A 13,345-nucleotide genomic window follows, 5' to 3' on the forward strand; every position below is an offset into this window, starting at 1 on the left:
CGAAAGAGCGGCCATGTCCGCGCGCGGCACGGCGTCGGTGACGTCCGGTCAGTTGCCGTGGGTTTCGCTGAAGACGGTCAGCGTGCGGTCCCGGCGGCCCGGGTGGAGCCGGGTCTCGGCGGGGTGGCCCAGTGCCACGAGCAGGGCGATGTGCAGGTCGTCCCGGTCCCCGATGCCGATGGCCTCCTTGACCTGGCCCTCGTCCCATCCGTTCATCGGGCTGGTGGCCAGCCCCGCGGCCTGGGCGGCGATCATGAGGAACGATGCGGCGATCATCGCGTCCTTGACCGCGTACTCGCGTTCCAGGCCCCGCTCACGCAGTCCCTCGTGGAAGAGCCGGACGTCGTCGGGGGACGCGGCCGCGAACTTCTCGGACCATGCCCCGCGGGCGCGGGCCGTGTCCCACACGTCGCCGCGGCCCTCGCGCCAGGCGGCGGACTCGGCCACGAACACCAGCATCACCGGCGCTTCTTGGGGGTGCGGCTGGCCGCCGGTGGCCACGGTGAGCGCCTTGAGCCCCTCCTCACCGGACACGGCGACGATGGAGCGGGCCTGGACGTTGAAGCTGGACGGCGCCTCGAGAGCCAGATCGGTCAGCTCGCGCAGGAGCGGGGCGGGGACCGGGTCCGGCCGGTAGTGGCGGATGGCGCGGCGCGAGCGGATGACGCGCGCCACGGTGGACTGATCGGTCTCTGCGGTACCCATGAAACGAACCTTTCGACGTCAAACTTTCCGACATCGAGAAACTAGGCCGTGGATTACAATGCCGTCAAACGGTTTGACATCGAATCAATGAAGGGGAGGTGACCGCCATGCGCGACTCCGTCGACGACTTCCTCGACCAGTGGGCTGCCCGGCGCACCGACTTGGACCTCGATGCCATGGGCACGGTCGGGCGCATCGTGCGGCTCTCACGGCTCACGAGCGCCAGGGTCAGGGACTACTTCGCCGAACAAGGCATGGAGACCTGGGAGTTCGACGTCCTCGCCACCCTCCGCCGCGGTGGCGGTCCCCTCACCCCCAAGGCCCTCGCCGCCAGCGTCATGATCGGCTCCGCCGCTCTCACCAACCGCGTGGACCGCCTGGCCGCCCGCGGGCTCGTCACCCGCGAACCCATCCCCGGCGACCGCCGCAGCCACCACATCGCCCTCACCGCCGAAGGCCGCGCTCTCGTCGACCGCGTCGTGGAGGGCCACGTTCGCAACCAGCGAGAGATCCTCTCCGGTCTCGAGAAAGACGACTGCGAGGAACTGAACCGGCTCCTGCGCACCCTGCTCGTCTCCCTGGGAGACACCCGCGACTGACGCCGCCCGAACCGAGAGGGAACGGAATGCCCCCCACACTGCGCCAGGCCCGCGTTTCCGACCACGGCACTCTCGTCGAGTGTGTGCACCGGTGGTGGGGGGACTCACGCTCCCCCGAGCAGGCCCGTGAACTGTCCTTGCTGCTGCCCAAGTTGTTCTTGCAGTTCTTCTCGGCCACCAGCCTGGTCCTGGAGGACGGCACAGACGTCAGGGCGTTCCTCGTCGGCTTCTACGCCGCCGACAACGACACCGAGGCGTACATCCACTTCGTGGGAGTCGCCCCCGAACTGCGCGGACAGGGAACGGCCCGCGGTCTCTACACGGCGTTCTTCCAGCGTGCCGCCGCAGCAGGGCGCACGGAGGTGCGGGCGATCACCTCGCCGGCGAACGCGGGATCCATCGCCTTCCACCGCGCCATGGGCTTCGTCATGGAGAGCGGGGACCGCGAGGTCGACGGGCTGCCTGTGCACTCCGACTACGACGGTCCCGGGCAGGACCGGGTGTGCTTCTGCAAGGAGATCGCTCCCTGACGCGCCGGAATGGTGCTTACGGTGACCCCATGAGCGCGGAAAAGCCCTCCACCCACATCACCCCCTTCCGCATCGGCATCCCGTCGGCGGCCCTGGACGATCTGCATGACCGGCTGGACCGAACCCGCTGGCCCGACGACGAGTTACCCGGTACCGGCTGGAGCCAGGGTGTGCCCCCCGCCTACCTCAGGGACCTCGCCGCCTTCTGGCGCCACTCGTACGACTGGCGTGCCCACGAGGCCGAACTGAACAAGCTGCCCCAGTTCAGCACCGAGATCGACGGCGCGAACCTCCACTTCGTCCACGCCCGTTCCCCCAGGCCGGACGCGCTGCCCGTGGTCCTCATGCACGGATGGCCCGGCTCGATCCTCGAACACGCCGCCCTCGTCGATCCGCTCACCGCCGACGGCCTCGACGTCGTCGTCCTGTCCCTGCCCGGCTTCGGACTGTCCGGACCGACCCGCGCCCCGGGATGGGACATCGTTCGCATCGCCCATGCCGGTGCCGAGTTGATGCGCCGCCTCGGATACGACCGGTACGCCCTCCACGGCAGCGACTGGGGCGCGATGATCGCCCGCGAGTGGGGCCGCCTCCACCCCGACCAGGTGGCCGGGGTGCATGTGACCATGCTCCTGTCCGCCATGGCCACCGCCGAGCCGACGGAGCAGGAGGCGGCCGGCCTCACCGAAGCGGAGATCGACCGCATGCGCGCTTCGGTCGCCCGCCGAGCCCACAACCAGCGTGAGGAGATGGGCTACGGCATTCTGCAGTCCACGCGCCCGCAGACGCTGGGGTTCGCCCTCACCGACTCCCCGGTCGGCCAACTCGCCTGGATCATCGAGAAGTTCAAAGCCTTCTCCGACTGCCGCGAGTCACCGGAGGAAGCCATCGGCCGCGACACCCTGCTGACCAACGTCATGCTCTACTGGCTCACCGGCACTGCCACGTCCTCCGCCCGGCTCTACTACGAGACCGCGCACGCGGGCACGGGCTTCGCGGGCGCCACCGAACCCTCCCCCACCCCGACCGGCCTGGCCTCCTTCCCGGCCGACACCTCCGTGCCCGTACGGCACCTCGCCGAACGGGTCGACAACATCGTCCACTGGACGGAGTTCCCCCGCGGCGGTCACTTCCCCGGCCTGGAGACCCCCGACCTCCTCCTCACAGACCTCCAGACCTTCCTCCGGAACCTGCGCTGAAGAAGGATCGTGCCCCGGCCTGTCACCCCAGGTAGGCGGGGGCGACTGCGGAGGTCATCAGCCGGCGGGCCGCGCCGGTGCCGTCGGCGGGCACGGTCCACAGGTCCGAGCCGTAATCGCCGGGGAGAGCGTAGACAAGGGCGGAGTCGTCGGCCCACAGCGCCTGGTCGTCGATGTTGCGCTGCTCGGCGGTCGCCGTCTCCGTCATGGTGCGCAGGTCGAGGACGTACAGCCGCCAGGGGGCGTCGGGTGAGGCCCCCTTGACGCGTTTCTTGTAGGCGATCCGGGTGCCGTCGGGCGAGAGCGAGGGGCATTCGACATTGCCGTGCAGCGTGGTGAGGGTGCGTGCGGCGACGTCACCCCGGACGAGATAGGTCTGGCCACCGGTCGCCAGCGTGGCGTAGAAGCGGCTGTCGTCGGCGAACGTGACACCCCAGATGTTGATGTCCGCGGCGCGGTAGGGGCGGCCGTCCTTGATGACGTGGAAGGTCTCCAGGTTGTCGTCGATCGCCCAGGTGCGAGTGTCGACGATGGCGGTGCGGGTGGAGAAGTTGGTGCCGGCATAGGAGTCTCCGCTGACGAAGACCGTCCAGGCGACCAGGCGACCAGGTGGCCGGACGGCGAGACCCGGGCCCGGGTGGGGATGCCCGCCGCCGGGAAGTGGTGCAGCTCGTGCAGGTGCGAGTCGAGTACCACCGCCCGGTAGCTGTCATCCAGTGCGCCGTGCACGGCCTGCAGGCAGATGCCGGTACCGGCTGCCGCGTGGAAACGCAGGCACTTGACGCCCGACGCGGTGCGCGGCCCCCGCGGATGGTCGGCCGGCACGGTGGCGATCTCGTCGCGGTGCGGGCCCCAGGCAAGGTTGCGTACCAGCAGCCGTCTCGCACCGGCCGTCGGCCGGAGCGAGACGGTACCGGCGCGCACGGTCGGACCGTCCGCCTGCTGCTGGTCGCGCATGCCCGACCGGTGGGCGGCGTGCAGCACCGCCCCGGTACCGACCGCCCCGAGCAGCAGGACGGCGGCCAGCAGGATCACCAGGCGGGTGGTTCTGGTCATGGTCCTGTTCTTGTTCTTGTTCTTGGTCTTGTTCTTGGTCTTGTTCTTGGTCTTGTTCTTGGCCTTGGTCATGCGGGCACCTCATCGGCGGTACGGAGCACGAACGAGGCCACGACGGCGCTGACGGTGAGTGCGGCGGCGGTGACGGCGAGGGCGGACCGCCCGCCCCACAGGCTCCAGGCCGCGCCGAAGGCGAGCGAGCAGGCGAACCGGGCCAGCGCCTGGCCGGTGCCCACCAGCGCCTGCCCGGCGCCCTGGTGCTGCGCCGGGACGGCCCCCGCGGTGGCGGCCGCGAGTACTCCGTCGGTGGCCGCGTAGAAGGTGCCGTGCAGCACGAGGACGGCGACCACGGCCGGGACACCGTGCCAAGGGGAAAGCACCAGACCGTAGCCGAGCAGCAGGACGCCGTGGCCGGCCAGGAAGAGCCGGCGGCGGCTGATGCGGTCGGCGAGTGCGCCGAGCGGGACGGCGAGCAGCAGGAAGACGGCGGCCGTGCCCAGCGGCAGCAGCGGGAACAGGTGGGCGGGCAGGTCCCCTTCGCGCTGGAGCAGCAGATACAGGAAGGAGTCACTGACGGTGGTCAGGCCGAGCAGGCCCGCGCACAGGGTGAGCCGGCGCAGCTCCGGGCGGCGCAGCAGCCCGAGCGAGTCACGCAGCGCGGGCCGGGTGGGCTCGGACTGCCGTACGGCACCGGTGTCGGGGGTGATGTCGCGGGGCACGAAGAGCACCAGCACCAGTACCCCGACCGCGGCGACGCAGCCGCTGACCGCGAAGACCGCGTCGTAGCCGTCGACGGTGGCCCGCAGTACGGCGAAGGCGACGAGCGGGCCGAGCAGCGCGCCGGTGGTGTCCATGGCACGGTGCACCCCGAACGCCCGTCCCCGGTGCTCGGGTTCGGTGGCCAGCGAGATCATCGCGTCCCTGGGCGCGGTGCGCAGCCCTTTGCCGGTGCGGTCGGCCGCGAGCACGGCGCTGATCACGGGGAGGCTGTGGGCGAGCAGCAGCAACGGCTTGCACACCGCCGACAGGCCGTAGCCGAGGCCCGCCACGACCTTGTGCCGGCGGCCTCCCCGGTCGGCGAGGTGGCCGCCGGCCAGCCGGACCAGGGCCCCGACGCCGTTGTTGATGCCGTCAAGGAGCCCGAAACCGAGCGGCGACAGGCCGAGGCCCGCGACCACATAGAGGGGCAGAACGGCCGTGACCATCTCCGAGGAGATGTCCGTGATCAGGCTGACCGCACCCAGGGCCAGCACGGTGCCGGGCACGGCGGCCGGCCGCCGCCCCGGACGGGTGTCCGGGGCGACGGCGGCCTTGGTGCTGCGGGAGTCCGCGAGATACACGGGCGTCAGTTCCAGATGCCGGTGATGTCGGACGCGGAGCCGGCGTTGCCCGCGTGCGTGGTCAGACCGGCCAGGTCCTCCACGGTGCGCAGGACGTTGTAGTGGTTGTAGGTGGTGGAGCTGGAGCTGCCGGGGGCGACGTGCTGCCCGTAGAAGACGGTGGGGATGCGGTTGCCGGAGAGCCTGTTGTCCTCGTCGAAGGTGACGGCGAGGACGCTGTTGTGGGTCTTGGCCCAGGTGGCGTAGGCGCCCAGCTTGTTCTTGATCCAGGTGTCGCCCGTGGAGACCGAGCAGTCGTGCATGTCACTGCACAGGTTCGGTACGACGAAGGAGACCTTCGGCAGGGTGGTGTAGTCGGTCGGGAACTGCGCCATGGTCTTCGCGCTGCTCGTCGGCACATTGGAGAAGCCGAACCACGGGTTGTGCTTCTGCGCGTAGTTGCCGCTGCTGCAGGTCGTCGAACCCTGGCTGGGCAGCGACTCGTTGTAGCTCGCCCAGGTCTTACCGGCGGCGATCAGCTCGGAGGCGAGGTTGGGCTTGGAGATGGAACCGACGCTCACGCAACTGTCGTCGGTGCGGCCCTGGTTGGAGCCCGAGAACAGCATGTAGTAGTTCGGCTCGCTGGGGTGGGTGAGGCCGTAGGACTGGGTGAGGTTGGCGCCACCCGCCTTGAGGGTGTTGTTGATGTACGGGGCGCTGGAACTACCGATCACCTGCGAGTACGCGTGGTTCTCCATCACCACGACCACCACGTGGTCGGGGGCCGGGAGGCCGGCGGCCTGAGCGGTGGATACTGTGGCGGCCCACAGGCCGATCGACGTGGCGGTGAGGGCTACGGCCCCGGCGAGTGCGGCGAGAGGGCGTCTGATGCGCTTGGGTGCCTTGACGGCGGTCATAACTGTCCTCCGGACAGAAGTGACGGACGTACGGGGGGGGTGGGAGCGCCGTAACCCTAGGCGCCCTCAGGGGGACCCGGCCGCGCGTCGTGGGTGAAGCTCGTACGAACGCTGGGCCCCGCCGGGCAAAGCCCACGTCAAGGCGTCACCATCCCAGCAAAGCGCACGTCAAGAGGGCACCATCCCACCGCCGACGGTGCGGTGCACTGCGCTGCACCGCACCGCGGAACGGCACCGCACCCGGCGCGCGTCTCAAGTGCAAGACCCGTACGGCTCGGGATGAGGAGGCGGCCGCGGGCGCGGGACGCGACCCCAAGCACTTCCGGATTCGGCCTCCCCACACGCGTCATCACGACTCGCTCTGGGAGATCGCCGAGCGGCATCTCGGGGACGGACGCCGGTACGGGGAGATTTACGAGCTCAACAAGAACCGCGTCCAGCCGGACGGTTCGCCCTTCTCCGAGAACGGTCTGATCCAGCCCGGCTGGATCCTGAAGATGCCCGGCGACGCACACGGCGGTGAGCTCGTCGAGATGCCCGACGAGGCGCACGAGGCCTCGCAGAACGTCCGTCTGCCCGATATTCCCTCGCACCAGTTACAGACCGAACGGCTCCAGCAGGGCGGTGGGAGCGTTGATGCTCTTTGGACCATCGGCGCAGCGATGGCTGCCGCGCCCTTCCTTCAAGCCGTGGCCTCGCACTTCGGTACCAAGCTGGCAGGGGCATTCGATGAGTCGACACGCAAAGCCTGCCGACCCGCGGATCGGTGCGCCCGAGCGGGAGGCACTTCCTCGTCGCCGCGCTTACGCCGGGTAGGGAGCGGCGTCACGTGCCGACCGGAGCGCGGCCGACCACCAGGCCAACTGGTCGAGCACCGTCTTGGCGTACCCGGGGGCCTCAGGGTCGAGGGGACGACCGTCCTGCCACGCCGTGAAGTAGTTCGGGAAGGCGAGACCATCGCGAATCGTCACCGCATGCAACTCGGTCAGCACGTTCTCCAGGTGCAGCACGGCGTGCCGGCCACCTGCCGCACCGCCGTAGCTGACGAAAGCGACGGGCTTGGCCGTCCACTGGGTGAAGTGCCAGTCGATGGCCGCCTTCAACGACGCGGGATAGCTGTGGTTGTACTCCGGCGTGACCACGATGAACGCGTCAGCGCCCTCCAGAGCCGACGTCAGTGCCGCCATCCCGGCCGGACGGGGGTAATCATCGCCGGCGAACTTCGGCGATGCCGCAGGCAGCGCCAACGGGATGTCGATCTCGGCCAGATCGACGACTTCCACATCGAAACCACCGTGCATGCCGGCCTGTTCGGCGACCCACGAGGCCACAACCGGGCCGAACCGTCCGTCCCGGACGCTTCCCACGATGATCACCAGCTTGTGCTTGTTCTTCTCCATGCCCACCACGATCAGGCCGCAGCGTGACTCCAACCAGACCGTGCTCAGGCTGGCCCCCACAGGGCCAGTCTGAACACTCCGCGATCAGCGGGCAGCGCCGTATGCTCACCGCATGGGCACGCCGTTAGGGGATTTCATCCGGGCCAAGCGCGACAGCATCCAGCCGGAATCGCTGGGACTGCCGGATCACGGTCGCCGCCGGTCACCGGGTCTGCGGCGCTCGGATCTCGCCGCGCGGGCCGGCATCAGCGTCGAATACCTGACCCGTATGGAACAGGGCCGTGACCGCAATCCGTCGGTGGCGGTGGTGAACGCGCTCGCCGATGCGCTCAGCCTCGACCCCGCGGAACGCAACCACCTGCGCTACCTCGCCAAGATCACTGGCGGGGAATGTTCCGCTCACCGCCCGCCCGCACCACCGCGCCGCGACGTCCGTCCATCGGTCCTGGAGACACTCCGCCTCCTTGAACCGGGGATCGCCATGGTGACCAACCGGCTGGGCGACGTCCTCGCCCACACCAGCGGCTACGAGTCGGTGACAAGCGAAACCGGACTGCTCGACGCAGACGTCCCGAACCTCACCCGCTATGTCTTCACCGACCCTCGCGCCCGGACGTTCTTCGCCGACTGGGACGACGTCGCGGACGAGCAGGCCTTCGACCTGTGGCTCGCACCATCCGTCGAGAACTCCGAGTGGTTCAGCACAGAACTCGCCCCCATCGCCGGCCCCGACTTCACGCGCCGCCTGAACCGTCACGTGGTTCCGCGTCGTGGAGCTCTCCGCCTCAACCACCCGTCCGGGGGCGAACTCCAGCTGCTCCGCGAGACGCTCGAACTCTCCTCGGACGCCCAACAACTGGTCGTCTTCCTCCCCGCGGATGAGAAGACGGCCCAGGCCATCGACCAACTCCGCCGCCGGCCCCGGAGCCGGCTCCGGGCCATCTCGTAACCCGCCCTGACCGTCATCCGACGTCCGGCCGCCCCGGGTTCCCGGGAGTTCCCGCGCGTTCCCGTGCGACGTCAGCCCGACCGGGCCTCGCTCGCGGCTCCGAAGTAGTCGCCGCCCTTGCGCTTGACGTCATCGGTGCCCCAGGCCTGATCGTCGTCGTCGGCCGCACAGCCGGGATCGTTGTCGTTGTGCCGCACGGGCGCCCCGACCAGCCGCGGTATGTGCTTCGAGCAGTGGATGTATGCCTCCTCGACCTCCACCTCCACCCACATCTGGGGGCGGCGGCCGGGTACTGGATCGACCGGCAGATCCGGATGCTTCTGGCGCATCCACTCATCAGTGACCAACTGGGCCCGACCGTTGACATGCAAGCCAATTCGGTCCCGGGCGAAGTCGATCATCAGGATGCCGACGTGCGGGTTCTCCCGGATGTTGCCGAGCGAGGCCATGACACCATTGCCGCGATACTCCGGGTACGCCAACGTCATGTCGTCCAATACCTGGAGAAAGCCGTGCGGACCGGCCCGGAAGGTGCTGTCGCACTCGCCGTTGCTGTCCGCCGTGGCGAGGAAGAACATCTCCTGGCGGGCCACGAACGCCCTCATCCGTGGGTTGAGCCGGTCGAGTACCTGCTCGTCGTAGAACCGGTCGGCTCGGACGACAGTGTCCAGCTCCCGCTGGACCTGGTGCTCGCCGTGGCTTCCGGGCCGATCTGCCCGCTCATCGTGGTTCACCGATTCTCCTGAAGGGGTGTTTCAGTAACTCCGCAGGGACACCAGCTCGTCGAACGATGCGGCGCGGACTCAGGTCTGCGCCCGGCCTGTCCCGCCGACACCATCGTTCACTGTGGGGAATCGCCTCCTCGGCGTCGCCGAACGCGACGGACGCGACGGACGCGACGAACTTGAACGCGGGTTTCCGGTGCGCCGCGGCTTGCCTGCGGCGCTCTGAGACCCGCTACCTGGGACCGGTTCGTCATCTGGCGCCGCCATAGTAGTCGGCGGCATCGCATCAGGCTCCTGCTCAGTACGGGGAAGCTCCGTCCACTTCCGGTACTGCTGCTCGGGAATGACCCGGTGCAGGGCCTGGAGGTGGGCCCGAGCCGGCGGCACTCGCCGGGGATGAGCCGGACTATGAGGATGATGTCCGCGACGACGCCGAGATGGTCGCCGAGCGGCGAGACTGAGCACGATGAGTAGGGGTGATCGGATGATCGAGGTTCGTTGTGCCTGTCCGGAGGACGGCGACGCGCTCGGCGAGATTCACGCCGCAGCCTGGGAGGCATCCCACGCCCCGTTCTTCCAGCCGGAGTTCGCCGCGCACGCGGTCCTGAGCAGGCGTACACGGTGGCACGAGCGGATCGCGGAGGGCACAGGGACGATCCTGCTCGCCGTACTGGATGGCCGCCCCCTGGCGCTGTCCTTCCTGCACCCGTCCCCGACTCGGCCAGGTCTCGCAGAGATCTTCAGCTTCTACTGCCATCCCGACGGCTGGGGCAGCGGCATCGCCGCCTCACTGATGACCGAGACGCTGCGCCGGCTTCACGACGACGGATTCGCTCGAGTACACCTGTGGACGCTGCGCGACACTCCACAGTCCCGCCGCTTCTACGCCAAGTGCGGCTTCACCGAGTCCGGCGCCGCGCGCACCTTCGACTACGGCGACGGCAACCCGCTCGGCCAGGTCGAGTACGAGCGAGCCTGTTGACTGGTCACATCGCCTCAGGCTCTTGCGCACGGCAGGAGAGGGCAGGGCAGGCCCAGGACACTCAGCGCACAAGGCAGGGGCGTTTGCCGTCGAACTCCCAGTCGGGGATGAGGTACCGCATTCCGATGGCGTCGTCTCGCGCCCCCAGCGCCTTCTCCTGGTAGAGGTCATGGGCCGCGAGGAGCCGGTCCATGTCGATGCGGACTCCCAGGCCGGGGGCGTCCGGGACGGCTATCTCGCCGCCGATGATGCGCGGCGGGGCAGTGGTCAGCCGCTCCAGCCCTTCCTGCCAGATCCAGTGCGTGTCCAGGGCGTTGTACTCACCTGGGGCCGCGGCTCCGCAGTGGGTCACCATGGCGAGGGAGATGTCGAAGTGGTTGTTCGAGTGGCAGCCCCACGTCAGGCCCATCGCGTTGCACAACTGGGCCACACGTACCGAGCCCTGCATGGTCCAGAAGTGCGGGTCGGCCAGCGGGATGGAGACCGACTGCAGGGCCAGGGCGTGGGTCATCTGCCGCCAGTCGGTGGCGATCATGTTGGTCGCCGTGGGGAGACCGGTGGCGCGGCGGAACTCGGCGAGGATCTCGCGACCGGAGTAGCCGCCCTCCGCCCCGCACGGGTCCTCGGCGTAGGCGAGCGTGCCGACGAGGGGCTCGCAGAGCTCGATCGCCTCGCGCAGCGACCACGCGCCGTTCGGGTCGAGAGTGATCCGGGCCTCGGGAAAGCGGTCCTTCAGCGCCCGTACGGCCCTGACCTCCTCGGCGCCCTCCAGGACACCGCCCTTGAGCTTGAAGTCGCGGAAGCCGTACAGGTCGTAGGCGGCCTCGGCCTGCCGGACGATCGTCTCGGGCGTGAGGGCCTCCTCGTGCCGGATGCGGTACCAGTCGACGGCCGAGTCGGGCTCGCGGACGTACTCCAGGTCGGTGCGATCGGGGTCGCCGACATAGAAGAGGTAACCCAACACCCGTACGGAGTCGCGCTGTTGGCCGTCGCCGAGGAGGGCCGCGACCGGCACGTCGAGGTGCTGGCCCAGGAGATCGAGCAGCGCCGACTCGACGGCCGTGACGGCGTGCACGGTGGTGCGCAGGTCGAAGGTCTGGGCGCCGCGTCCGCCCGAGTCGCGATCGGCGAACCGGTCACCGATCTCGCGCAGGACGCGCTTGTAGTCGCCCACCTTCGCACCGACGACGAGGGATTCGGCATCGCGCAGTGTCTGGGTGATCTTCTCGCCGCCGGGTACCTCCCCCAGTCCCGTACGGCCCTCGGAGTCCTTGAGAACGACGATGTTGCGGGTGAAGAAGGGTCCGTGGGCACCGGAGAGGTTCAGCTCCATGCAGTCACGGCCTGCGACCGGGTAGACGGCGAACTCGGTGACGGTCGGCTGACTGATACTCATGCTCGTCAACATCCTTGTGTACGAAGGTGATCGGGGCCGGGGCTCACAGGCTGCCCGGCCTCACAGACTGTCTGGGCTCACAGGCTGCCGGGGCTCACAGGCTGAGGACGTCGAGGGCCCACTCGAGCGCCAGGACGCCGCCCAGTCCGAGGATCGCGAGGACCGTCGTATAGGTGGTGCGGACCTTGATCGCCTCGATGACCGAGAGGTTGAAGTACTCCTTGAACAGCCAGAATCCGGGGTCGTTGACGTGGGAGAAGGCGATCGAGCCGCAGGAGACGGCCAGCACCATGATCTCGGGGTGGATCCCGCTGCCCGCGAGGAGCGGCAGCACCACACCGGAGGCCGTGACGACGGCGACCGTGGCCGAGCCGAGGGCCACGCGGAGGATGACCGCGATGAGCCACGCGAGGATGATCGGCGAGATGGACCAGCTGTCCGTGGCGTCCTTGATGTAGTCGGAGATCCCGCCTTCGACGAGGACGTTCTTGAAGGCGCCGCCGGCGCCGATCACCAGGAGGATCATCGCCATCGCCTGGGCCGCCGAGGCGCAGGAGGCGCTGACGTCTGCCATGCTGCGGCCGATGCGCGGCCCGAACGCCCAGATGGCCAGGCACAGGGTCAGCATGAGGGCGATCGGTGCCGAGCCGATGAAGGCGACGAAGTGCAGGAACGGGCTCTCGCCGGAGGTGGCCATGTCGGTCACCGCGGCCCCGGCGATCAGCACCACGGGGAAGAGGGCCACCAACAGCGACCAGCCCAGCCCCGGCATCTCCTCGTCGGCGAACTCGCGCTCACTGACCAGGCCCTTGGGGACAGAGGGGTTCATCCGCCTGATGAACGGAAGGCGCGGCCACGCGAGCGCGATGAGCGCACCGGCCGGTACGGCGATGAAGAGTCCGTAGAACAGCGTCTGGCCGGCGGAGGCGTGGAAGGTCGCGGCCACGGCGGTGGGACCGGGGTGCGGCGGCAGGAAGCTGTGCATGGTGGACAAGGTGATCGACATCGGCAGCCCGACCCACAGCAGTTTCGCGCCGGTCACTCTGACGAGGGTGAACGCGATGGGCACGATGATGATGAAGGCGACCTCGTAGAACATGGTCACGCCGATGAGCATGGACGTGACCACCATGGCCACTTGCACCCACCGCGGGCCGAAGGCGTCGAGTATCTTGCCGGCGATGCGCTGCGCGGCGCCCGAGTCCCCCATGACACGGCCGACCATGGCACCGAGCCCGATGGTGAGCATCGTGTCGCCGATCTGGTCGCCGATGCCGGCCGAAAGGACGTCCGGGATGGTCGCCACCGGGATCCCCTGGACCAGCCCGACGCCGACCGCCACGAGCAGGAGGGCGGCGAAGCCGTTCAGTCTCAGCTTGGTCATGAGGAGGAGCAGAATCAGAACGCTGATCCCGACTACGAGGAGTGGCATGGCAGTTCCCCTTTGAACTGTGGATCAAGTAGCCGGAGGCTCCGCCGGACCGTCGGGCGGCATGGAGGAGCGTCAGGGCAGTGACGCGAGGCGATTGGTTACGAGCGGGGGATGAGGGGATGTGGGGATGTGGGAT

Annotated in this window: 11 protein-coding genes and 3 pseudogenes; 6 read left to right on the forward strand and 8 right to left on the reverse strand. The window is 69.0% G+C overall.

Annotation, left to right across the window (positions count from 1 at the left end; translation table 11 throughout):
• Window positions 1–48 precede the first annotated feature (48 nt).
• Complete coding sequence (locus FE633_RS16470) at window positions 49–705, reverse strand: nitroreductase family protein (RefSeq protein WP_138045907.1); 657 nt, start codon at window positions 703–705, stop codon at window positions 49–51.
• Window positions 706–812: 107 nt separating this feature from the next.
• Here FE633_RS16470 and FE633_RS16475 point away from each other — a divergent pair, with 107 nt between their 5' ends.
• Genes FE633_RS16475 through FE633_RS16485 form a run of 3 tightly spaced genes read left to right on the forward strand, consistent with a single transcriptional unit; the run spans window position 813 to window position 3,033 of the window.
• Complete coding sequence (locus FE633_RS16475) at window positions 813–1,304, forward strand: MarR family winged helix-turn-helix transcriptional regulator (RefSeq protein WP_138045908.1); 492 nt, start codon at window positions 813–815, stop codon at window positions 1,302–1,304.
• Between the two features lie 26 nt (window positions 1,305–1,330).
• Complete coding sequence (locus FE633_RS16480) at window positions 1,331–1,834, forward strand: GNAT family N-acetyltransferase (RefSeq protein ID WP_138045909.1); 504 nt, start codon at window positions 1,331–1,333, stop codon at window positions 1,832–1,834.
• A 29-nt stretch (window positions 1,835–1,863) separates the two neighbouring features.
• Complete coding sequence (locus tag FE633_RS16485; RefSeq protein WP_138045910.1) at window positions 1,864–3,033, forward strand: epoxide hydrolase family protein; 1,170 nt, start codon at window positions 1,864–1,866, stop codon at window positions 3,031–3,033.
• Between the two features lie 22 nt (window positions 3,034–3,055).
• Here FE633_RS16485 and FE633_RS16490 read toward each other — a convergent pair.
• The 3 genes and pseudogenes from FE633_RS16490 to FE633_RS16500 all read right to left on the reverse strand — a co-directional run bounded on the left by FE633_RS16490 (window position 3,056) and on the right by FE633_RS16500 (window position 6,325).
• A pseudogene (locus FE633_RS16490) lies at window positions 3,056–4,089 on the reverse strand (TolB family protein).
• A gap of 68 nt (window positions 4,090–4,157) precedes the next feature.
• Window positions 4,158–5,429, reverse strand: coding sequence for an MFS transporter (locus tag FE633_RS16495; protein ID WP_138045911.1), 1,272 nt, complete (start codon window positions 5,427–5,429; stop codon window positions 4,158–4,160).
• 5 nt (window positions 5,430–5,434) lie between these two features.
• On the reverse strand, window positions 5,435–6,325 hold the full coding sequence (locus FE633_RS16500) for an alkaline phosphatase family protein (RefSeq protein ID WP_138045912.1): 891 nt from the start codon (window positions 6,323–6,325) through the stop codon (window positions 5,435–5,437).
• 299 nt (window positions 6,326–6,624) lie between these two features.
• Between FE633_RS16500 and FE633_RS48415 the strand changes: the two are divergent.
• Window positions 6,625–6,891: pseudogene (locus FE633_RS48415) on the forward strand (LysM peptidoglycan-binding domain-containing protein); the annotation flags it as partial.
• 237 nt (window positions 6,892–7,128) lie between these two features.
• Here FE633_RS48415 and FE633_RS16510 read toward each other — a convergent pair.
• Complete coding sequence (locus tag FE633_RS16510) at window positions 7,129–7,725, reverse strand: NADPH-dependent FMN reductase (RefSeq protein ID WP_138046006.1); 597 nt, start codon at window positions 7,723–7,725, stop codon at window positions 7,129–7,131.
• A gap of 112 nt (window positions 7,726–7,837) precedes the next feature.
• On the opposite strand from FE633_RS16510, the gene FE633_RS16515 reads away from it, so the two are divergent.
• Window positions 7,838–8,674, forward strand: coding sequence for a helix-turn-helix domain-containing protein (locus tag FE633_RS16515; RefSeq protein WP_138045913.1), 837 nt, complete (start codon window positions 7,838–7,840; stop codon window positions 8,672–8,674).
• Window positions 8,675–8,745: 71 nt separating this feature from the next.
• Here FE633_RS16515 and FE633_RS16520 read toward each other — a convergent pair whose 3' ends face one another.
• The gene (locus tag FE633_RS16520) at window positions 8,746–9,408 is read right to left on the reverse strand and encodes a pyridoxamine 5'-phosphate oxidase family protein (protein ID WP_138045914.1); all 663 of its coding nucleotides are present in this window, start codon (window positions 9,406–9,408) and stop codon (window positions 8,746–8,748) included.
• A 427-nt stretch (window positions 9,409–9,835) separates the two neighbouring features.
• Here FE633_RS16520 and FE633_RS16525 point away from each other — a divergent pair.
• Window positions 9,836–10,381 (forward strand): annotated as a pseudogene (locus FE633_RS16525) (N-acetyltransferase family protein); the annotation flags it as partial.
• 61 nt (window positions 10,382–10,442) lie between these two features.
• On the opposite strand, the gene FE633_RS16530 reads toward FE633_RS16525, so the two are convergent.
• Together FE633_RS16530 and FE633_RS16535 are read right to left on the reverse strand one after the other, a co-directional pair.
• A complete protein-coding gene (locus FE633_RS16530; protein ID WP_138046007.1) occupies window positions 10,443–11,771 on the reverse strand; it encodes an enolase C-terminal domain-like protein in 1,329 nt (442 codons plus the stop codon).
• Between the two features lie 100 nt (window positions 11,772–11,871).
• Complete coding sequence (locus FE633_RS16535) at window positions 11,872–13,209, reverse strand: gluconate:H+ symporter (protein WP_138045916.1); 1,338 nt, start codon at window positions 13,207–13,209, stop codon at window positions 11,872–11,874.
• Between the last annotated feature and the right edge of the window lie 136 nt (window positions 13,210–13,345).

Origin of the sequence: Streptomyces montanus (assembly GCF_005786655.1) — a bacterium.
GTDB classification, from domain to species: domain Bacteria; phylum Actinomycetota; class Actinomycetes; order Streptomycetales; family Streptomycetaceae; genus Streptomyces; species Streptomyces sporangiiformans.